Consider the following 21486-nt stretch of genomic DNA (forward strand, 5'->3'; position numbering starts at 1 on the left):
CCCCTCTGTATTCTTCTCTTAGTTTAAAAATAATTATGATTTTTACTTTGAGGAATACAATATGAATGTATTAGGTTACATGCAAAAAGTAGGTAAAGCGCTGATGGTTCCTGTCGCTACGCTTCCTGCGGCTGCGATATTAATGGGTGTTGGTTACTGGATGGATCCAACAGGCTGGGGTGCTAACAGTGTATTCGCTGCTTTTTTAATTAAATCAGGCGGAGCTATCATTGATGTAATGCCGATGCTATTTGCCATTGGTGTAGCGTTTGGTTTAAGTAAAGACAAAAACGGTTCGGCGGCACTAGCAGGTTTCATATCTTTTACCGTTGTTACTACCCTTCTTTCTCCTGCGGTTGTTGCTCAGCTTGAAAACATCCCTTTAGATCAAGTTCCCGCAGCGTTCGCTAAAATCAATAACCAATTTATTGGTATCGTAGTGGGTATTATTTCTGCTGAAATTTACAACAAATACTCTACGGTTGAGCTACCAAAAGCACTTGCTTTCTTTAGTGGCAAGCGTCTAGTTCCTATCTTGACATCAATTGCTGGTATGGCTCTATCATTCGTACTTCTTTACGTATGGCCTGCTATTTTTGATGCACTAATCTCTTTTGGTACTCAACTACAATCAATGGGTGCTGTTGGTGCTGGTCTGTTCGGTTTCTTCAACCGTTTAATGTTAAGTGTTGGCATGCATCATGCGCTTTACCCTGTGTTCTGGTTTGACGTTGTTGGTATTAATGACATTCCAAACTTCTTAGGTGGCGCACAGTCTATTGCTAATGGCACTGGTATTCCTGGTCAAACAGGTATGTACCAAGCTGGCTTCTTCCCTATTATGATGTTTGGTCTTCCTGGTGCTGCACTTGCTATGTACCACTGTGCAGAAAAACGCAATAAAGCCGCTGTATTCTCTATCATGCTTGCAGCTGCAATGGCGTCATTCTTTACTGGTATCACTGAACCGCTAGAATTTAGCTTCATGTTCCTTGCTCCATGGTTATACCTAATCCATGCAATCTTAACGGGTCTATCTCTATTCATCGCTGCAAGCATGGAATGGATGGCTGGTTTTGGTTTCTCTGCAGGTTTAGTCGATTTTGTACTTTCAAGCCAAAACCCATTAGCGGTTAAATGGTACATGTTGATCCCACAAGGTCTTGTATTCTTTGTTCTTTACTACACCATCTTTAGATTCGCGATTAAGAAGTTTAACTTCCTAACTCCAGGTCGTGGTGAAGACATGAATAAAGATGACTCTGTAGAAGAGAACATTACCGATGTAACGAATGCCTACATTGAAGCAATTGGTGGTGCAGACAATATTCTAGAAGTAGATAACTGTATTACTCGCCTACGTTTAACAGTAAAAGACTCTGGCCTTGCTGATAAAGATAAACTGAAATCAATTGGTGCAGCAGGTGTTGTTCCAATGGGTAAAGGTGGCTTACAAGTTATCATTGGTTTAGGAAAAGTAGATAAAGTTGCTGCTGAAATGAAAGTCATTTTAAAAGCCGAATAACAATCTAATTAAGTACGAACCATGCTTAGTTAAATTGATATAAGCTCCGTAATATTCGTACCAGATGTTATGAGAGTACAACTCAAGAGCCTTAATTCTTCCCCCTTTAAGGCTCTTTATGATGTATTCCTATTTTCGTTATTTTCAAAACTAGTTATCTAATCACTCTCTTTTTCTTGCTACAATGTCTAAACTAAATATAGAGAATACTTATGAAAATATTGGTTATTGAAGACGATCAAACCACCCGTGACTTTATTGCAAAAGCATTAGAACAAGAAGGCTTTATTGTTGATAGTTCTGGCGATGGTAAAGAAGGCTTAATGATGGCGATTAGCTGTGAATATCAGTTAATTGTATTAGATCGCATGCTTCCTAACCTTGATGGTTTAAAGATTTTGTCTGCTATTAGAGCGACAGGCAACAATACCCCTGTTCTTATTCTTAGTGCATTAGATAGCGTAGACCAACGTGTCGAAGGTTTAACCGCGGGTAGCGATGATTATCTAACTAAACCTTTTGCTTTAGCTGAACTGCTCGCTCGCATTAATATTATTCTGCGCCGTAATCGTCCAGTTGAGAATACGTTGAATGAAATACAAATAAACAACCTAACGATTAATCTTCGCTCTCAAAAAGTAACGATAAATAACACCCCTGTCGCCTTACAAAATAAAGAGTTTATTTTATTACGTTTTCTTGTAGAGCATATCGACGAAGTCGTTTCTCGTATGCGCTTATTTGAGGCTGCATGGGATTATCATTTTGATCCTAAAACCAACGTCATTGATGTTCATATTGCTAAATTGCGTAAAAAACTAGAACACGGTGGCGCAGTAAACCTGATCGAAACGGTACGTGGAGCGGGTTATGTTATTAGACAAGCGTGATGAGCTGTATCGCTCATCCATCTTAAAACTATTAATCTGGTTTGCTGTCGGCTTATTCTTGATGATGGCTCTTCTTCTTTATCAACTGTATTCCACGTCTCTGCATTTATATAACCAAAACCTTGATGATTGGCTACAGGGCGAAACCTCACAACTTCAATCCATAGCAAATAACGAAGGTATTGAAGGTGTTCAGCAAAGTATTGATAATAGTAAAGATAATAACCGCTACATTTATCAAATTGTAAACCATGCCTTCCCAATACCAACAAATACATCGTCAACCTCTTACCCTGTTATTGCACAGATCAAACAATATCAGGCCAATAATGATTTACCCAATATGAGAGCAACAAGAATAGAACTTCCTGATGGATCTCTCCTAACGGTAGGTATTGATCAAGAGCGATATTTAAGTTTTAAAAAACAACTAGATAGTTCTGTTATTTGGGGGACTTTCTTCCCCTTTATCGCTTTATGCTTAATCGCAATTCTAATTGCCGTATACATTCTTAAACGCTTAAATCTTGTCAATCAGACCATGAACCGAGTGATGCTAGGTGAGCGTAATGTTCGCTTAAAAGTCGGCCCTGATATGAATGAATTTGATTTACTGGCTTTACATTTGAATAATATGCTAGAGCAAATGGAACAGAGTGAATCTAAACTTAAATCATTAACTGTAGATATTGCTCATGATTTAAGAACCCCAATGGGCCGCATTAAACTACGGATTGAAGATCTTTTATATGATAATACTGTAAGCGATTATCATCAGGATAAATTAGAAAACATACAATCCGATTTCTCCCTTCTGCTTGATACCTTCAATGGCATGATGGAGTTATATCACTTAGAAAATGGCGGAACTCCTGTTAATAAAAAACACTGTGAGTTGAGCAAAATAGTACAAGATGCCATCGAATTTGCAGAGCCTACCGCATTAGACAAACAACAAAAGTTATATTTGACGATAGAAATGCCCTGCCCCTTATACGCTAACCCAAGCCTACTTTTTCGTGCCGTATTTAATATCATCGATAATGCAATTAAATACACTCATGAAGGCGGTGTAATTGAAGTCATTGTTGATTGCTTTGGTGTCGTTGTTGCTGATAATGGTATTGGAATTAAGCCCGAAGACAGAGAACGAGCTTTAGGTCAATTAGTTAGATTAGATCCGAGTCGCACTCAGCACGGGTTTGGTTTAGGACTCGCATTAGTTAATACGGTCATGAAACTACACGATGGACAGATCAGTTTAAGTGATAATTATCCAGGATTAAGAGCTCGATTGCTGTTCCAAGAAAAATTAGAACCTGAGTTATAACAACCTCTATCTCAATATATTCCACGCTTCACACATTATTCTAAAGGTATTAGCATCACCGGTTTCTCTGTCTGGGTGGTGCTTCATTCCTAGTTTTCGCCACTGCCTACGGATCTCCTTTGTCGTTGCACTTTCTGATAAGCCAAATAACTTTAATGCTTGGTGACGATCCATCGTTTTAATACTATTCCCACCAAGATAACGTCGATAACTACTCCAAAACTCATTTAATAATCGTTTTACTTCATCTTCATTCGCTTGGTAATTTGACCAATCTAAATAGTATTCACGCAAAGGATGTGTTTTATCTATAACGCATTCCGCTTCTGTTGTTTTTGAAACTGGAAACAACAAAATATTCATGGATTCTACTTGTAACCATTGCTCTGGATACAGCTCACTTTGCAATTGATAAAGTGCATTCATGATCAAAAAATTGCGTTTAAATAAGTCTTTCTCAGGATTTTCATCTAAATGATTAAGTAATCCCTTCTCCATCAGATGAGTTGATAACGTATGCACTTTCCATACTTGTTTTGACTCTTGCAACACCTCAAATAATGACCACACTAATGGGTTTTCAAATTCACCATTAGCGTTATCTATGTTTGTGTTTTCTGTCAATTTTTCATCCTTTTTATTATTTAAAGTTAACGGTAGAAGCTATGCAATTATCTTTCCAAAAAAAATGGCAGCCATTCCTAACTGCCATTCACTTATCAAAATTATTTAACGCTTATTCTGCTATCTCTACTTCTTCTAGCGTTTGTTGAGTACGGCTTGCTGCTGACTCTTGTCCAAAACCTTTTAGGCCCACCACATGAACGTGCTCACGATCTTTAAAGATCTTACGAACCAGTTTATAAGTCGTTCCTTTCTCTGGGCTGATGTTCTCTGGTGCCGCGATTAATAATTGCATATCCAAACGGTCACATAATTCAAATAACGTCGCGATAGATTTACCATCCAGACGTGCCGCTTCATCCAAGAACAGTAGACGACAAGGCATAATGTCTTTACTACGAAGACGACGAGACTCATCTTCCCAACTTTGGATAACCATTAGTAGGATAGCTTGACCCGTACCAATCGCCTCACCTGTTGATAATGCACCCGACTCTGCTTGTAACCAACCATCTGCACCGCGGTTTACTTCAATGTTTAGCTCAAGATAGTTACGGTAATCCAGTAACTCTTCACCGAGTGTTTGTGGTGAACGTTGGCCAACATCGATATGTGGGTTAATACGTTGGAACAGTTTCGCAATCGCTTCTGAGAACGTAAAGCGAGGGTTACCAAATAGATCTTGGTGTTGTGCTTGATGCTCAGACAGACCCGCTAATAGCGTTGCGTGCGTTTCACGAATACCTACATTTAGACGAACACCCGTTACTTGACCAAAACCAATTTGTGATAAACCTTGGTTCAACATACGAATACGGTTTTGCTCACGCTGAATGGTCTTACGAATAATGTTCGCAACACTTTCAGAGCTTAGTGCTAAACGGTTTTCACGAGACGTCAGCTCTTCAGTCAGACGACCAAGCTCAGTTTCCATCTCTTCAATTGCTTCAACTGGATCATCTGTATGGATGATATCTTGGCGAATACGCTCACGAAGATGCTGATAAACCGCAATATAGAATAGAACTTTACGCTCTGGTTTACTTGTGTCTTCAGAGGCACGTAATGAATCACGTAGGTCTTCATTATCTGCAACTGCTAGACGAAGTGCACCTAATGATTTATCCGACATTGAACGCAGTTCTTCTGCACTTAAATACGCCAATTCACGCTTATGTAGACGACGTTCAACATCATTTTCACGAGCTAAACGTAGAACTGAACACCAACCGGCTTTTGCGTTAACCACAAAGGTACGTAGCTCTTTGTACAGTTTTTCAACTTTACGAGATTGCTTAACTAAACCTTTGATCTCAAGCTCGTTTGATGTAATGCCTTTTTCTAGCTCACTCTTACGGCCACGAGAACTGTGTAGACGCTCGTTCAATTCACCCTTACGAACTTCAGCACGTTCTAGTGCGCTTTGGTCTGCATGAACACCAAACTCTTGCAGTTCACGCTTGAACTCTTGAACTGTTTCTTGTTTCGCTTGATGTGAACTCTTAAGCGAAGCCATTACTTGGTTGTATTGGTTTGCTTGAGCTTGTGATTGCTTTTGTTGCTCTTTCGCTTTAGTACGCGCTTGTTCTGCTTGTACTAATTTTGCTTTAAGTTGTTCGTTTAGTTCACTGCTCTTATTAAGTAATGCAACCGCATCTTCATAACCGAAGTGATGGCGGCGCTCTACTAAATCAGAAATAGCAAACAGTTGCGCTTTAATGCTTTGTAGCTGTGTATCAATTTGCTCATGTTCAGCTTTTAGTGCATCAAATTGCTCAGGATCCACTTCTAGAGCGCGTTGCAAGCTTTCTAACTCAGCAATGGCTTTACCATTTTGGCGTAGGAAACTTTCTGCTTCTGATACTTGCTCAACTTGAACACTGATCTCTTCAAAACGCTCTGTGATGGTTTCATCTTCAAGAACATTAATGTGCGGTGCAATTTTAGCTAATTGAGACAGAGCCTCTTTTGACGCTAAGATTTGAGATTTATGTTGTTGCTCAGTCGCTACAAGCTCATTTAATTGACGACTCGCTTGTGATAATTGCTCACGTGCTTTTTTCAATTCAACTTCTGGATCGGCATCAAACGCCACTGCTAGGTGTGTCGATACGAAACCATTAAAGCTTTGGTATAAACGTTGCAATTTTTGTGAATCAAATGCAGCTTTTGCGTGCTCTTCAACGGCGATTTCACGCTCTTCACGTAATGTATCTAAACGTTGCTCACGAGCTGCACGACCAAACAATGGTAGCTCAGGGAAACGAGAATAACGCATTTGGCGATCATTTAGATGAACACAAACCGCATTCTCCATTTCATCCGCATCAAATACGCTGTCATCAAACGCGTCAATGTCGCCTTCAATGATATAAAGATCATCTGGGCAATCCTCAAGATCAACCAGCTTGTCTTTAATACCAGACAAGTCAGAAACAACAATAGCATGACGAGCAGGACCGTAAAGCGAGCTGAAGTATGGCGCATCACTTAATGTAATATCATCATAGATTTCAGAAAGCAATACCCCACCTAATGTATCAGCAAGGCCTTTAAGACGAGCATCACCACTACCACCAGGGGCAGCTAAGCGTTCAATCTCACTATCTAATTCTTCTTTACGAGCAGCAAGACGATCTTTGTTGGTAGAGAGTACACGCTCGTTTTCTAACGTTTCTTGCATCTGGCTGATAACCATGTGGCTATCTTCTAGTTCAATACCACATTGGTCATTAAGCTTATTTAAAGCATCGTTAGCAGCAATCCATTTAGGTGCAATTGACTCTAAACGGTGAGCTTCAGAACGAAGTTGTTGCTCTTGACGCTTTAGCTCTGAGCGTTTATCAACGATGTTTTCTTGTTGTTCTTGAACCGTCTCAAGCATCTCTTCATGACGAGCTTGCTCTTCTTCAAGTACGATTTCAGAATCAATCGTGATATTAAAACGTTTTGTGTATTCAGTTGCTAATTCTTGGGCTTGACGCTGTAGACGCACTGAACGCTCAAGATCTTTGTATTGTGCTTTAAGCTGCTCTGCACGCTCTGCAATATTAGTAAACTGTCGAGCTTGCTCAATTAAGGCTTTTGCCTTATCTGATGCGTCATTACGCTCAACATGACCAGCAATTGAAGTCACTAATGCTAAACCACGTTCAAATTGCTGAACAGCTGCAGAAGAAAGGTCCAACTTATGTTTAATCGCAAGAAGTGCTGTTGTTTGACGCTCTTCTTTTGCTTTTAATTCAGATTGAAGATCAATTGCATTGTTTTGCGTTAGTTCATCATTCGCTGTCAGCTGCTGTGCTTTCTCAAGTGCTTTAACCGCTTGTTGATATTGAAGCGCACGAGTCTGCTGCATATCCAACGCTTGTTGGTAGTCAGCAAGTTGTGTTTTAAGGCTATCAACTTCTTCTTCAGTTAGTTGTGCTTGCTCTTCTGACATTGCAAGTTGTTCAGCGGCTTCTTCCACCACCATTACTTGCTCTTCTAGACGCTCGGTTAGCTCTTCTAGATCTTCAGAATAACGCTCAATCTTCTCTTGTTGGCGAACGGCTGTTTGCACTAATTGAAGGTGATCTGAGGCAGCTTGATAATCTTGCTCAAGACCTGATTCAGAATCAGTCAGTAGCTCTAGTTCACTCTGCATGTTATTTAATACAGAAGATAAACCGACTAAACTGTTTTGCGCATTCATTAACTCAACACGGTGCGTTAATGTTTGCTCAAGTTTTTTACGACGATCATTCGCATGACGCATGTAATCTGAAGCAACATAGTTAGTTGATTCAGTAATTAAATGTTTAAATAAGTCACGATCAGACTGAGTTGTTTTGATCGCTTCTAATGTCATACGGTTTTCACGTAGTGCCGCTTCCATATCTTGGAAAGCTTTCTTAACACCACCATTTTGTGGCAATAAGTAATCACGTAAAGAACGCGTGATCGCACTTGAGATACCACCGTATAAAGACGCTTCGATTAAACGATAGAACTTAGAACGATCACTGGTATTACGAAGTTTCTTAGGCAGAACACCGTAATCAAACATTTGTGCGTGATAATCAGTAACTGAATTAAACGCTTTAAACTGAACACCTTCGTATTCTGCAACAATGTCTTTTACTTCATTAATTTGACGAACACGTGCTTGATTATCAGACACTGCCTCGATCATTAAATCAGTTGGTTTCACATGACTTGGAAGACCAACGATAATGAAAGGTTTAATGTCTACTTTCTTATCACGGCCAGCAACTTGCTGTAATTTAACAGCAAAAAGAACACGTTGATTACGAGAGTTTACAACGTCTAGTGCCGCATAACATGCACCCGGCTTTAATTTACCGTGTAGACCTTTATCACGAGACGCTTGTGAGCTACCCGCTTCAGTGGTATTACGGAAATGAAGCAGCGATTGGTCTGGAATTAATGTTGTGATAAACGCGGCCATAGTGGTCGATTTACCAGCACCGTTACCACCAGAAAGTGTCGTTACTAGATTATCAATATCAAAGGTACGTGCAAAAAAGCCGTTCCAGTTAACCATGGTGAGTGATTGATATTTACCACGTTCAATCATGCTCATGCATCACCTTCCAATTCTAATTCATGCTGCTCTTCAGCTGGCGTATCATCTAACTTTGCTGTTTCATCAAGATCAAAGCTTGATTGGCTTGATTCTTCCTGATGAACTACCACTGCTTCACCGTCACGGATCAAGCGTAATTGTGCTTCTTTCATATCATCATTAGAGCGAACATCTGCACCAAAACGGAATACCGCTTCACTAATACGGAATTTACCTTGTTCACCTACTTGAATGATCATACCTAGACGCTTTAAACGGCGTAGTGAAGTACGAACTTTATCAAACAGCTTTTCTTTATCTAAATCTGAACCAGATGCACGATTTGTTACTAACTTCATTAGCTTTTGTTCATCAGCTAATACTAATAACTCATCAAACAACTCTTGGTTAGTAAAGATGCCTTCGTGAGCCAAACGCTCTGGACTTAGATATAAGAAACACAAGACTTTACCAACCAACATGTCTATCTCAGCCAATACACTACGTGCAATGAAAGAGGTAGATCGCGGACGTAAGTAAAAGAAACCTTCTGGCGCTTTTACTAATTCAGCATGATAACGTTGGTAAAACATACCAAGCTCATGTTCAAACTCACACAATAAACCATGGTTATCTAAATCTTCGCTGGCAATATGGCGACCAGAACGCAATAAACTGTCTAATGCTGGGAATAATGGATTAGCAATCGCTTTTGCTAACTTCTCAGGCATGAATTCTTCAATATTTGTTAATGACATTTGCTTGTACCTTCGCACCGAATTCGTTAATAGATTGCCAATCAGGTTGAACGGCTTGGAAATCGGCTTCTGAATAACCGAGACGCACTGCTTGATCTACCACGATACGGGCAAGATCAAAGTGCTGAGAATGAGGATAAGTCGTTAGGTAGTTTTTAAGCATTGTACCTAATTCCATCGCTTCACCCGTCGCTTTATGACGCTGAAGCATTTCACTCACTTGTTCTGCTAAGATATCTGTGATTACACTTAATTCTTCGTATTCCATTTCATCTGGAACAATACCGGTAACTTCGTCGTCACGCAGGATTAAGGCTTCATCACGCATATCTCGTAATCGTTCTGTATCGGCATACGTTAACAACCAAGGCGCATCAAAATAGCCTTTAACTGAATCACGCAAACGTTGACTGAACGCACGGTTTTTATCCATATCAATCGCAGTACGGATAAATTTATGTACGTGTCTGTCGTAGCCAATCCATAAATCAATCGCTTGTTGCCCCCAACTTACAATGCGGTCAAGTTTCATTTGCAATGAATACAGCAAGGCATCAATAAACTCTAACTCTTCATTACCATAAACAATTTCTTGAATATTCAGTAACTCCGTTTGAAGTTGATCACCCGCCGCTTGCAATGAATCTTGTAATTCACGTAGATTGCCAGAGGTTTCATCAAGCAGCTTTTCACAGCTAGAAATCGCTTCACGCCAATTTTGGTTTAGCAGCTCTGCAATTTCTTCTTTAACTGATTGTTGTTGCTCATCCATGACACGTTGGTTTAGATCGATACGATCAAAGATCTCTCCAACTGAATATTTCAGAACTCCGAATACGTTTTTACGCCAGTGCTTTGCTTCGCCACCTTTTTCAGCGGCTTGCGATGCTTTCTGGATCTCTTCTGCTACCATCGTCAACTGAATAGAAAGCTTCAATTTAGAGAATTGACGGTGGCGCACGTAGTAATCGGTAATACCAATCGCTAATGGTGTTAGACGATAGATGTTCATTCCATCGGTACTTTCACCACTAAAACGGCTAATTAATCGTTGTTTTACTAATTCATTGATTGCATTGTTCGCACGAAAAGCAATGGTGTCATTGGATTGTCCAAATAAACCACTGATGATACCAAACGCATCGTGAAGTTCACCTTCACCTAGTTCATCATCAAATCTTTCATTACTGAGAACAGCAATGGCCAACAAAAATGCCAGACGCTCGGTCGGCAAGTTCAATGAGAAATCGTGCTGCTTTACCCAGCCAACCAGTTCATCAACCGTTTGGTCTGTAACAGCATTAGAAAACTCACTCATTGTGTATCCTTTGTGTACATCATTATTATTTTCTCTTCGCCCATACGTGAATATAACGACCAAGAGAGAGATAAGGTTCTTGACGGCATAACTGCTCTTCTAGTTTAAGCACATCTTCGATTTGATAGTCTCCCATGTATTCCATGTTACCAATGTAATCATGAAATGAGCGAATACCCGACTTTCCTTGAATTTCATAACCAGCGTCTTCAATCCACTGGTAAACCTCATTTGGCATTAAGCCTTTTTGTGGTTGTAACTTAAACCGTTTTCTATGTGGCATGCCATCTAAAACATGAGGAATATTGCCACAAATCACATTTTTCAATACTAAACCGTGATGATTATAAAACATAATCGAGGCATACCCACCCGGTTTTACTTGTTCTAATAAAATATCCAATGCAGCTTTCGGATCTTCTAACCATTCCATAACAGCATGAAAGAGTAGAATATCAACCTTACCCACTTCGTGTTGTTCAATTTCTTGTACAGCAGAGTGAATAAATTGATATTGAGCCAATAAACCATTGTCTTGAACCGATTGTTTCGCTAACTTCAACATTTCTGAAGAAATATCACATAACGTCACCAAATGTCCTAACTGGGCAATTTGTTGAGATACTTGACCAATCCCCCCACCAGCATCTAATACAGTAAGTGGCGCAGAACTTGCTTTACTATTAGCTAAGATGGTTTCCATATCTTGCCATACAATAGTTTGACGGATCTCGCCTTTGTCAGAACCATAAATGTTCTTAGCAAATTTGTGGGCGATGTCGTCGAAATTACGGTCTTTATTCACAGTGGTTAAGTTATGATATTATCTATTGGAAACAAGCATTGTCGCATAAGAGCTCAAGGAAGTAACAGCATGACGCTGTTTTTTGCTCTCAAGTGGTGGTTTTTCATTCTATATCAGCGGTAATAGTCAAAAAATATGTTTGAGTTAAAGAAGTTTGTATCATCAATGCTGATGCCCTTACCTGGATTACTCCTAATTGGGTTCATCGGTCTATTCATTTTATGGTTTTCAAAAAGGAAAGGATTTGCCTCTTTTTTACTAACATTGTCTCTTGTGGGGATTTTCATGCTGTCTTTTCAGCCAATCACTGCCCCATTATTAACAACAACTGAGCGCATGTACCCCTCATTCATCGCACCTGATGTGCCTGTTGAATATGTTTTGGTTTTAGGGAACGGTCATGTTGTTGATGATGAAATTTCTCCCATTTCCGAATTATCTCGTGCAGCTGTTATGAGGCTAACAGAAGGGATCCGTATCTACCGTATGTATCCTGGAGCGAAATTAATCTTATCAGGTTACAGTGGTGGAACAACGGTAAGCCATGCGCGTATGATGGCCCGTGTAGCCCTTTCTCTTGGTGTAAATAAATCAGATATTCTTTTATTAGAAAATGCTCGAGATACTCACGAAGAGGCGATTCAAACCCTTAATTCAGTAGGTAAAAGCAATTTAGTCCTTGTCACTTCTGCTAGTCACATGCCAAGAGCAATGAAAGAGTTCCACAATTTAGGGCTAGCACCAACACCAGCACCAACAAATTACTTAGCGCACTCACAAATTAAACAACCGTGGGAAAAATATGCACCAAAAGCGAAGTATTTAGAACAATCTGAACGATTTTGGTATGAGCAAATGGGTCGCTGGTTTATGGATCTTAAAGATCTTTTAATGGCAAGAGAAGAACAAGCACAAGAAACAAACAAAATTGAGTTTGAAGACGTTATGGATAAAGTAGATGATATAACAGAATCTCTACCATTACCGAAAGGCAAATAGCAGCTTTAAACTATTGATATAAAAAAGCACGAACCCAAATTAGGTTCGTGCTTTTTTATACGTATCGATAAGTATCTGATTATTTTTACTTACTTTAGGATAATTACAATCATTTATCCGAATGAGTATTACTTAAAATGATAGATCTCACTTTTTCTAAATCTTCAGGTGTATCAACCCCAGCAGCCGGTGCCTCTTTTGCAACTGCTACATGAATTTTCTCACCGTACCAAAGCACACGAAGTTGCTCTAGGCATTCGATTTTTTCAAGTACGCTTGGTTGCCAATTAATATACGTATTAATGAAACCTGCACGATACGCATAGATACCAATATGACGAAGTAATGGGTTCGCAGTTAGTGATTCACCTTGTGCAAACGCATCACGATCCCATGGGATCGAAGCTCGACTAAAGTACAAGGCGTACCCTTCAGCATCAGTAACTACTTTTACAGCATTTGGGTTAAAGACATCATCTTCTTCATCAATGGTAACGGCCAATGTTGCCATTGGTGCCACCGAACCTGATAGGTTTTGTGCGACTTGTTGAATAATACTCGGTGGAATAAGAGGCTCATCACCTTGTACATTTACAACAATTTCATCTGCCGTAATCCCACATTTCTCAATAACTTCAGCTAGACGTTCTGTACCTGATTCATGAGCAGGGGAAGTAATGCATACATCACCACCAAAGCCTTTAACCACAGCTTCAATACGAGGATCATCTGTTGCTACGATAACACGGTCAGCTCCCGCTTTTGATGCTTGCTCATAAACCCATTGAATCATCGGCTTACCACAAATATCAGCCAATGGCTTACCTGGTAAGCGCGTTGATTGGTAACGAGCAGGAATTATAACTGTGAACGACATAGCTCTACCTCTTCCATTGTCATACGACGAGCTTCAGGCTCAAGCATTACTGGAATACCTTCTTTAATTGGGTATGCAAGACGATCAATTTTACAGATCAATTCTTGCTTATCTTTATCGTAGTTCAGTTTTCCATTACACACAGGACAAGCAACGATTTCAAGAAGACGATAATCCATATTGTTCTTTTACCTCTATAATTTTATCTAATATTTGTTGTGCTTTTTCTTCTGGGAATTTAGCATCAACAGGTAAATACCACCATGACGACTGAGCAAAGGACTGACACTTAACTGCATCTTTCTCTGTCATAATTAATTGCTCGCCATGCTGCATTAAATTTTCAATTTCTGTTGGTTCAAACGCTTTATGATCACCAAAGGCTTGAGTATGAACAACATCTGCTTTTAGTGATTTTAACGTCTCAAAAAAGCGTGGAGGATGACCAATACCCGCAAATGCAACCAAATTTGATAAAGAAGAAATATCACGTTTTTCACCCGTAACTAAATTAATCGCATTACTTGGTTCAAGCCGCATTGATATTTCATTATCTTTTGGGCGCTCTCCATTACAAATTAAGAAATCAACCGTTGATAAACGATCTACCCCCTCTCTTAATGGTCCTAATGGAATGTACTTCCCATTACCAAAACGACGTTTTCCATCAATGATAATGAACTCAACGTTACGCTGTAATGCATAGTGTTGCAAACCATCATCGGTAATAATTATATCAACACCTTGCGATTCAAGCACTTTAACGGCATCACTTCGCACAGGGGCAACCACAACATCCGCTTTGGTGCGTTGTTTTATCAATACGGGTTCATCACCTGAAATATCCGGTGTTGTCGTTTCAGTCAGTAAGTAAGGATAATACGGTGCTTTACCACCATAACCACGAGAGGCAACACCAACTCTGTACCCTTTCAGTTGAAGTTGTTCAACTAACCATACAACAACAGGAGTTTTACCATTCCCCCCCGCGGTAATATTTCCGACAACGACAACAGGAACAGAAGCTCGATAGCTTACTTTCTTACCCGATTGATAATCCGCTTTTCGTTTCGAAGCCAACCATTTAAATAAGCAACTTAGTGGCCATAATATTGGCCATAAAAGCTTTCCTAAAATATGATTATCAAACCAAATTTTCTCAATCATTAATCACCAAACTGAATGCGGTGTAACTGTGCATAAGCACCATCATGTGCAATTAGTTCAGCATGTGTTCCACGCTCAACAACTTCACCTTCATCGATGACAAGTATCTGATCCGCACTTTCAATTGTAGATAAACGGTGTGCAATAACTAATACGGTTTTGTCTTTTTGCAGCTCATCCAATGCTGATTGAATCGCTTTCTCTGATTCCGTATCTAACGCTGATGTTGCTTCATCAAGGATTAATACAGATGCATTTTGCAATAGAGCACGAGCAATAGCGATACGTTGACGTTGTCCGCCTGATAAACTTGCGCCGTTTTCACCTATCATGGTGTCAAAACCCTGCTCCATTTTATTAATGAAGTCAGAGGCATAAGCAAGTTCAGCCGCTTTTTCTATCTCTTCACGAGTAAACTTACCCTCTGAAGCATAAGAAATATTATTTGCTACCGTATCATTAAATAAATGCACATTTTGAGATACTAACGCAAAGTGTTTACGAAGGTTAGGAAGTTTATAGTCTTCAACTTTATCACCATCTAACGATATTGTACCCGAGTCAACATCGTAAAAACGGGTAAATAGATTCGCAATAGTACTTTTACCTGAACCTGAACGACCAACTAATGCAACTGTCTTTCCACTTGGGATATCAAAACTAATATTTCGTAACGCAGGACCTTCCGCCGTTGGATAAGTAAACGTTACATTTTCAACTTTAATTTCACCATCAACTTTTTCTTTAGTAATCACGCCATCGTCTTTTTCTTTATCCATATCCATTAATTCGAACAAAGTTTGACAAGCTGCCATACCTCGTTGGAAATCAGACGTCACACCGGTTAACGATTTTAATGGGCGAAGTAAGCCAAACATAGCAGAAAATACAACGGTAAATGTACCTGGGGTTAATGTTTCTTTAATTGAGTCAACACTTGCTAAGAATAATACCGTTACTAATGCGAGAGATGCGATCATTTGAATGATTGGATTTGCTAAGCCTTGAGCAACCACCATTTTCATTCCTTGTTGACGCATGTGATTACTGATGTTATCAAAACGCTCTGATTCAACTTTATGACCACCATAACTTAATACTACTTTATGGCCTTTCAGCATTTGTTCAGACGTTGCTGTCAATGAACCCATTGCTGTTTGCATACTCTTACTGATCTTTCTAAAGCGTTTAGAAACAAAACTAATAGCAAAGGCAACAACGGGGGCGACTATAATAAGCACTAAAGATAGCTGCCAACTATTCCAAAACATAAGACCAAGTAAACCAATAATACTTGCCGATTCACGGACAATATTAACTAACGCTTTACTGGTTGCAGAAGCAACTTGTTCTGAATCATAGGTAATACGAGAGAGTAAGCGACCTGTAGATTCTTGATCAAAGTAACTTACTGGCATATGCATAAAATGATTAAATATTTGACGGCGAATTCGCATTACTACGTTACTCGCGACCCAACTCATGCAATAGCCAGAAATAAAACCACTAAGACCACGAATAAACATCATAGCTAAAATAATAAATGGCATTTTCTTTAAGAAGTCTGAATCTGCACTGCCAAAACCTTCATCTAATAATGGCTTCAATAGCGAAATCATGTAAGTGTCACTTAAGGCATTAACAACCAGAGCAACAATAGCTACCCATAGTCCGGCTTTATAGAGAGAGATTAATGGCCATAAACGTTTAAATGTTACCCATGTAGATTCGTCTTTTTCAATAGTCATAAGTACTTATTCTTCATATACAATTACCTTTATTCTACTCTGAATTTAGATTATCGCCAAATAGCTTTCTGTACCAGACATTGTGATTGAGCAGTGAATAACCTTTAATCACCAAATTATTTTGGTCACTTGTAATATTGATCTGACCTAATTGAGCAGTATCTAACCATTTTATGTCTTTCTCTTCATATCGTTCTTGTATTGTTTTGCTCGGTAAATTCCAAGGGGTAAACCGCCCTGTAGACACAACTGCAATCTTCCCTTTCATCTCTTCTGTCCAACGAATTGTTGAAGAGCTATTAGAACCATGATGAGGTACAAGAAAAACATCCACATCACCAAAGTCATTTTGATTTAATATCAACATCTCTGAGATAGCATCAATGTCACCAGTTAATAAAAAAGTCCATTGTTCAACCTTAACTTTGATCACACACGAATGAGGATTATAAGCTCGTTTTACTCTCTTTGGAGGCCAGATCACGGTAAATAACATCTCTCCCTCCCGCCATTGTTCACCTTTAATACAATATTTATCGTTTACCCTTATCTCGCTAGTTCTAATCCATGCTGGATTGAATACATCAGTTAAGTATGTTTTTCCACCTGCATGATCATTGTCTGAATGACTAACAATCAAACCATTAATCGACTTAACCCCACGAGAATATAAAATGGGTTCAATAACACTTTCAGCAATACTGCCATTGCTCCATTTCATACCTGTATCATAAATGACGGTATGTCCTTGGTTTGATAATAGTACTGATAAGCCATGCCCGACATCCAGAAAATCAACTTGCCATTTTTTCTCTGGTTTAATCAAGACTGAACACAGTAATAAAAATACAAAAGGTTGAAAGAAATATTTCACAGGAAAGATGATTCTGACACCAATCAAACCAATGATAATAATAAGAATGCTATTCGTATGATGAGACAATACGAACCATGACTGATCTGCTTTTTCTGCCAACCACCATATTGGAGTTAATGACCAATTAGCTAAACTCCAAGAGAGTTCTGAAATAGAATAATTTACTTGCCCAGAGAGAACAGCAAGTAAGCTTAAAGGAACAGTGAGCAAGCTAACCCAAGGAACAGAGACTAAATTAATTATTGGTGATAAAAAACTGACTCCAGAAAAAAAGTAAGCCTGTATCGGTGCTAATAACACAAAGAGCCCACACTGGATAAAAACCACCTGACGCAGTTTCTCCATAAATGGACGAGATTTATTAATAAAGAATCGTTGGTAAAAATACAATGATAAAAGAACCACAGATACAGCGCTAAACGAAAGCCAAAAACTCATAGATAATGCTGAAAAGGGATTAATAACAAGGCATAACAATAAGCACCATAGAAATAATAAATGCTTAGGCCACTTCCAACGAAGAATCAAAACTAATGATACTAAAAGACAGGCAATCAATGCTCTTATTGTAGGTAAAGAGAAATCCGCAAGCCATGCATAAAAAGTAGCGAGTAAACAACCAGTAATAACAGGCAACCAGACGGTAACTCGGTAAGACAAAAAGCTTCTAGCTATCTTTCCTAACCACCAACCAATAGCAAAGACAAAACCAATATGAAGACCTGATATTGCCATTAAATGAGCTAAACCTGAGTTCCTTAATACTTTCCACTCATTTGCATCTATATCACCTTTGTAACCAAAGGTTAACGCTAAAAGTAATGATTGAAACTCTTGCTTCAAAGTACGATCATAGACATTAAGAAACCACTGGTTTCTAATCGAAGAAGAATTATCAATCAACGTTGCATTAGTAATTTTACCATATGAGTGGATTCTTTTGGCTAGAGCGTAATCTTCAAGTTTATAGCCGACTTCATTATGTCGACCTATCGGAGGTCTCAGTTTGACAGTAAATTCCCATAATTCACCTTGCTTAAAAAGAGCTTTGGGTATTTCTTTTTCTAAAGACTTTTTAAAATCTCGAATCGAAAGCCTTAGTAAGGGCGATTGATAAAACTTAATAGGAGAAGTGTCAATATCACGAACTTGCACTAAAATTGAAGATGTTCTTTCTTTAAATGCAATTAGACTTTGAATTTCACCTTTGATGGTAATATCATGCCCCTGACTATAAAGTAGTTTGTTTACACTTTTATAGTAAGTTATGTGTGAGGATGTGATGATTAACCCCAGCAGGATGCCTTGTATTAATCTAGCTTGGGAATATTTTAGTGTTATTAAATAACTAAAAACACACAGTAAAAATGCAAACGACGGCAGGTTTGTTGGCCAATAGGCTGACGACAAAAGAATAAGAATTACGACTACGATCTTTATGCGTATGTCATTAAAAAGAAGCATTAACTCATGCCAAGAAAATTCATTAAACGTTTTTTACCAAACCACGAAACAATTAAACGCCAAAAAGCATTAAAAGTATTCGGCAATGTATTGTATAACCCAAACCTATGGTGTTTGAACCGCCGCTCTGCAGCTGGCGCGTTTGCTGTCGGTTTATTTATGGCGTTTGTCCCTCTACCTAGTCAAATGATTATGGCTGCTGGATTAGCCATTTTATGCAGTGTAAATCTACCATTATCTATTGCATTAGTATGGGTAAGTAACCCAGTTACTATGCCCGTTTTATTTTATGGCGCGTACAAAATTGGTGCTTGGGTATTATCAACACCCGCTCAACATTTCCATTTTGAATTATCATGGGAATTCATTGGTTCTCAAATGTCAACGATTGGCCCTCCGTTTCTACTGGGTTGTGCGATTTGTGCCGTTGTTTCTGCTCTTATTGGCTATTTTGGTATTCGTGGACTTTGGCGGTACTCCGTTGTTAGAAGTTGGAAAAAACGAACTCTAAGACTAAAAATTCCACGTTAAAAACAATCTACCCTTTTCAGATAGATCCTTTCTATTACTGGCAGTAAATCTTTGCTGTCAGTTCACAAAACTAAACTTTCGCTCAAACAATACGTCATGTTTCTTGTAATATATTTATGGTTGTCTCACTAATTAAACCACGTAAAATCAGTAGTTCGCTTAGTATTGAATATAAAATAATAAAGAGATAATAGACATCGTATACTGCCGATTAAGGAATATGACATGAATGAAATTAATGAATGTCCAAACTGCCTTTCTGATGAATTGCTCATTTCAGAGAATCAAAAAACAGTGATCTGCTCAGATTGCGGAGTTGTCAAAAAAGATGGAGTCTGGGTTCTTGTAACAACCCCTCAGAGCGAAGCTGTTATTTAGCCCTTACAAAAAAGCCCATACACCTGTACGGGCTTTTTTAACTAGTTGCTTAATATAACTACAATTAAGCAAAAACTTCTTGTAGTTGAGGAACAACTTGCTTTTTACGGCTAAGAACACCATCAAGCCAAACTCGGCCATTCACAGTTGCTTTACCGTAAGCTTTCTCAGTCAAGTCTGAGTTATCACTAATAACAAGTAGCTCTGAGCCTTCTTTCATGATGTCAGTTAAAAGCAAAATCATAGTATGACGATTGCCTTCCACTTTCATTGTTGCGATATCCGCTTCTAAATCAGCTTTAATCTCATCAAATACAGAAAGATCGATAACTTCAAGTTGGCCAATACCAACAAGCTCACCATTCATATTAAAGTCTTTAAAATCACGCATAACAAGGTCACGCACCGCCGTACCTTCAACTGCTGATTTCACTTTAAACATTTCCATGCCTAATGCTTTAAAGTCTTCAATACCAGCGATCTCAGCTAGTGCTTCAACACATTTAATATCAGCAGTTGTACATGTTGGTGATTTGAAAATTACAGTATCACTTAGGATTGCACATAGCATAATGCCAGCAATGTTTTGAGGAATTTCAACATTATAGAAATCGTACATCATCTTAATAATTGTATTACTACAACCAACGGGACGGATCCAACATTCTAGTGGTGTTGAAGTCGTCAAATCACCTAGTTTATGGTGGTCTACGATACCTACAATTGTAGCTTCTGCAATATCATCTGGTGCTTGAGTTAACTCAGAATGGTCAACAATATAAACGTCTTCACCAGCATAGCTAGTTTTAAACTCTGGAGACTCTAAACCAAACTTATCAAGGATGAATGCTGTTTCAGGAGAAAGTTCACCTAGACGAGCTGGAATAGCAGCTTCGCCAATTTGATTTTTTAAGTAAGCAAGTGCGATTGCACCACAAATTGAATCTGAATCTGGGATTTTATGGCCCACTACATACATTGACATTGTATTACTCTCCTTTAAATATGCGCGATATTCTAACAAATTAACGGCATTTGAAAAGAAAAAGCTCGTCGTTTTCGATATAGCATTTCTTATAGAAGAAGAGTTCATGGCTATTTCCCATGCTATAAATAGCAAAAAGGCTCATATCTTTCGATATGAGCCTTCTTTAATATGGCAGGGGTGGAGAGATTCGAACTCCCAACACGCGTGTTATTATGGTGGAGGAATCCGCCGCTCTTTTCCAAAATACAGATAGCAAAAAGACCCATATCTTTTGATATGAGCCTTCTTTAATATGGCAGGGGTGGAGAGATTCGAACTCCCAACACGCGGATTTGGAATCCGCTGCTCTGCCAGTTGGAGCTACACCCCTGTAGTTATTTTAATGACTTAACTTTGTCTTATTTTACTTTACAAAAGTAAAATTAAATTCAAGCCTGGCGATGTCCTACTCTCACATGGGGAAACCCCACACTACCATCGGCGCTATTACGTTTCACTTCTGAGTTCGGCATGGGATCAGGTGGGTCCATAACGCTATGATCGCCAAGCAAATTCTTTCTATCTACCTCAATAAGAGATAAATAATAATCTGGAAAGCTGTTTCTCTATATAAAGAGCTGTTCTTAATCACATTCAATAT

General features: G+C 38.9%; 17 protein-coding genes, 1 tRNA gene and 1 rRNA gene. 6 read left to right on the forward strand and 13 right to left on the reverse strand.

Annotated elements, in window-relative coordinates:
• Positions 1-61: 61 nt before the first annotated feature.
• The 3 genes from nagE (at position 62) to BTO22_RS14550 (ending at position 3745) form a co-directional block, all read left to right on the forward strand.
• Entirely contained in the window at positions 62-1525 is a 1464-nt protein-coding gene (gene nagE / locus BTO22_RS14540; RefSeq protein ID WP_105056103.1) for an N-acetylglucosamine-specific PTS transporter subunit IIBC, read from the forward strand.
• Positions 1526-1737: 212 nt separating this feature from the next.
• Entirely contained in the window at positions 1738-2415 is a 678-nt protein-coding gene (locus tag BTO22_RS14545) for a response regulator transcription factor (RefSeq protein ID WP_105056104.1), read from the forward strand.
• Positions 2396-3745, forward strand: coding sequence for a sensor histidine kinase (locus tag BTO22_RS14550; protein ID WP_105056105.1), 1350 nt, complete (start codon positions 2396-2398; stop codon positions 3743-3745). The genes BTO22_RS14545 and BTO22_RS14550 overlap by 20 nt, the downstream gene beginning before the upstream one ends.
• Positions 3746-3751: 6 nt before the next feature.
• Here the strand turns inward: BTO22_RS14550 and BTO22_RS14555 are convergent, their stop codons facing one another.
• The 5 genes from BTO22_RS14555 to cmoM form a co-directional block, all read right to left on the reverse strand.
• Positions 3752-4369, reverse strand: a complete 618-nt coding sequence (locus BTO22_RS14555; RefSeq protein WP_012535632.1) for a DNA-J related domain-containing protein — start codon at positions 4367-4369, stop codon at positions 3752-3754.
• Positions 4370-4481: 112 nt separating this feature from the next.
• A complete protein-coding gene (gene mukB / locus BTO22_RS14560) occupies positions 4482-8954 on the reverse strand; it encodes a chromosome partition protein MukB (RefSeq protein WP_181044660.1) in 4473 nt (1490 codons plus the stop codon).
• Positions 8951-9694, reverse strand: a complete 744-nt coding sequence (gene mukE, locus BTO22_RS14565; protein WP_060993849.1) for a chromosome partition protein MukE — start codon at positions 9692-9694, stop codon at positions 8951-8953. The genes mukB and mukE overlap by 4 nt, the downstream gene beginning before the upstream one ends.
• Positions 9675-11012 (reverse strand): chromosome partition protein MukF, encoded by a 1338-nt coding sequence (gene mukF, locus BTO22_RS14570; RefSeq protein WP_105056106.1) that lies wholly within the window; start codon positions 11010-11012, stop codon positions 9675-9677. The genes mukE and mukF overlap by 20 nt, the downstream gene beginning before the upstream one ends.
• 25 nt (positions 11013-11037) lie before the next feature.
• Positions 11038-11817, reverse strand: coding sequence for a tRNA uridine 5-oxyacetic acid(34) methyltransferase CmoM (gene cmoM / locus BTO22_RS14575; protein WP_061030411.1), 780 nt, complete (start codon positions 11815-11817; stop codon positions 11038-11040).
• Between the two features lie 135 nt (positions 11818-11952).
• On the opposite strand from cmoM, the gene elyC reads away from it, so the two are divergent.
• Positions 11953-12816 carry an envelope biogenesis factor ElyC gene (gene elyC / locus BTO22_RS14580; protein ID WP_060993852.1) on the forward strand — a complete coding sequence of 288 codons (864 nt, stop codon included), beginning with the start codon at positions 11953-11955 and terminating at the stop codon, positions 12814-12816.
• A gap of 109 nt (positions 12817-12925) precedes the next feature.
• Here the strand turns inward: elyC and kdsB are convergent, their stop codons facing one another.
• Genes kdsB through BTO22_RS14605 form a run of 5 tightly spaced genes read right to left on the reverse strand, consistent with a single transcriptional unit; the run spans position 12926 to position 18949 of the window.
• Positions 12926-13693, reverse strand: a complete 768-nt coding sequence (kdsB, locus tag BTO22_RS14585; protein ID WP_105056107.1) for a 3-deoxy-manno-octulosonate cytidylyltransferase — start codon at positions 13691-13693, stop codon at positions 12926-12928.
• A complete protein-coding gene (locus BTO22_RS14590; RefSeq protein WP_105056108.1) occupies positions 13675-13872 on the reverse strand; it encodes a Trm112 family protein in 198 nt (65 codons plus the stop codon). Before BTO22_RS14590 ends, kdsB begins: the two co-directional genes overlap by 19 nt.
• Positions 13853-14860: a tetraacyldisaccharide 4'-kinase gene (gene lpxK, locus BTO22_RS14595; RefSeq protein ID WP_105056109.1), complete on the reverse strand. Its 1008-nt coding sequence runs from the start codon at positions 14858-14860 to the stop codon at positions 13853-13855. The genes BTO22_RS14590 and lpxK overlap by 20 nt, the downstream gene beginning before the upstream one ends.
• On the reverse strand, positions 14860-16608 hold the full coding sequence (msbA, locus tag BTO22_RS14600) for a lipid A ABC transporter ATP-binding protein/permease MsbA (protein ID WP_060993856.1): 1749 nt from the start codon (positions 16606-16608) through the stop codon (positions 14860-14862). The genes lpxK and msbA overlap by 1 nt, the downstream gene beginning before the upstream one ends.
• Before the next feature lie 34 nt (positions 16609-16642).
• The gene (locus tag BTO22_RS14605; protein ID WP_105056110.1) at positions 16643-18949 is read right to left on the reverse strand and encodes a DNA internalization-related competence protein ComEC/Rec2; all 2307 of its coding nucleotides are present in this window, start codon (positions 18947-18949) and stop codon (positions 16643-16645) included.
• A gap of 6 nt (positions 18950-18955) precedes the next feature.
• Between BTO22_RS14605 and BTO22_RS14610 the strand changes: the two genes are divergently transcribed.
• Together BTO22_RS14610 and BTO22_RS14615 are read left to right on the forward strand one after the other, a co-directional pair.
• A complete protein-coding gene (locus BTO22_RS14610) occupies positions 18956-19480 on the forward strand; it encodes a DUF2062 domain-containing protein (RefSeq protein WP_105056111.1) in 525 nt (174 codons plus the stop codon).
• Positions 19481-19705: 225 nt separating this feature from the next.
• On the forward strand, positions 19706-19858 hold the full coding sequence (locus BTO22_RS14615; RefSeq protein ID WP_105056112.1) for a TFIIB-type zinc ribbon-containing protein: 153 nt from the start codon (positions 19706-19708) through the stop codon (positions 19856-19858).
• Between the two features lie 64 nt (positions 19859-19922).
• Here the strand turns inward: BTO22_RS14615 and BTO22_RS14620 are convergent, their stop codons facing one another.
• The 3 genes from BTO22_RS14620 to rrf all read right to left on the reverse strand — a co-directional run bounded on the left by BTO22_RS14620 (position 19923) and on the right by rrf (position 21394).
• Positions 19923-20843: a manganese-dependent inorganic pyrophosphatase gene (locus BTO22_RS14620; RefSeq protein ID WP_105056113.1), complete on the reverse strand. Its 921-nt coding sequence runs from the start codon at positions 20841-20843 to the stop codon at positions 19923-19925.
• A gap of 296 nt (positions 20844-21139) precedes the next feature.
• Positions 21140-21216 (reverse strand) — tRNA-Trp (locus tag BTO22_RS14625).
• 62 nt (positions 21217-21278) lie between these two features.
• Positions 21279-21394: ribosomal RNA gene (gene rrf / locus BTO22_RS14630) — 5S ribosomal RNA — on the reverse strand.
• Between the last annotated feature and the right edge of the window lie 92 nt (positions 21395-21486).

Origin of the sequence: Aliivibrio sifiae (genome assembly GCF_002954705.1) — a bacterium.
Lineage (GTDB): Bacteria > Pseudomonadota > Gammaproteobacteria > Enterobacterales > Vibrionaceae > Aliivibrio > Aliivibrio sifiae_A.

Bases quoted from the DNA above. Each gene is read 5' to 3' on its own strand.
- nagE (WP_105056103.1), top strand. From the start codon at position 62: ATGAATGTATTAGGTTACATGCAAAAAGTAGGTAAAGCGCTGATGGTT.
- BTO22_RS14545 (WP_105056104.1), top strand. From the start codon at position 1,738: ATGAAAATATTGGTTATTGAAGACGATCAAACCACCCGTGACTTTATT.
- BTO22_RS14550 (WP_105056105.1), top strand. From the start codon at position 2,396: ATGTTATTAGACAAGCGTGATGAGCTGTATCGCTCATCCATCTTAAAA.
- mukB (WP_181044660.1), bottom strand. From the start codon at position 8,954: ATGAGCATGATTGAACGTGGTAAATATCAATCACTCACCATGGTTAAC.
- mukE (WP_060993849.1), bottom strand. From the start codon at position 9,694: ATGTCATTAACAAATATTGAAGAATTCATGCCTGAGAAGTTAGCAAAA.
- mukF (WP_105056106.1), bottom strand. From the start codon at position 11,012: ATGAGTGAGTTTTCTAATGCTGTTACAGACCAAACGGTTGATGAACTG.
- elyC (WP_060993852.1), top strand. From the start codon at position 11,953: ATGTTTGAGTTAAAGAAGTTTGTATCATCAATGCTGATGCCCTTACCT.
- kdsB (WP_105056107.1), bottom strand. From the start codon at position 13,693: ATGTCGTTCACAGTTATAATTCCTGCTCGTTACCAATCAACGCGCTTA.
- BTO22_RS14590 (WP_105056108.1), bottom strand. From the start codon at position 13,872: ATGGATTATCGTCTTCTTGAAATCGTTGCTTGTCCTGTGTGTAATGGA.
- lpxK (WP_105056109.1), bottom strand. From the start codon at position 14,860: ATGATTGAGAAAATTTGGTTTGATAATCATATTTTAGGAAAGCTTTTA.
- msbA (WP_060993856.1), bottom strand. From the start codon at position 16,608: ATGACTATTGAAAAAGACGAATCTACATGGGTAACATTTAAACGTTTA.
- BTO22_RS14605 (WP_105056110.1), bottom strand. From the start codon at position 18,949: ATGCTTCTTTTTAATGACATACGCATAAAGATCGTAGTCGTAATTCTT.
- BTO22_RS14610 (WP_105056111.1), top strand. From the start codon at position 18,956: ATGCCAAGAAAATTCATTAAACGTTTTTTACCAAACCACGAAACAATT.
- BTO22_RS14615 (WP_105056112.1), top strand. From the start codon at position 19,706: ATGAATGAAATTAATGAATGTCCAAACTGCCTTTCTGATGAATTGCTC.
- BTO22_RS14620 (WP_105056113.1), bottom strand. From the start codon at position 20,843: ATGTCAATGTATGTAGTGGGCCATAAAATCCCAGATTCAGATTCAATT.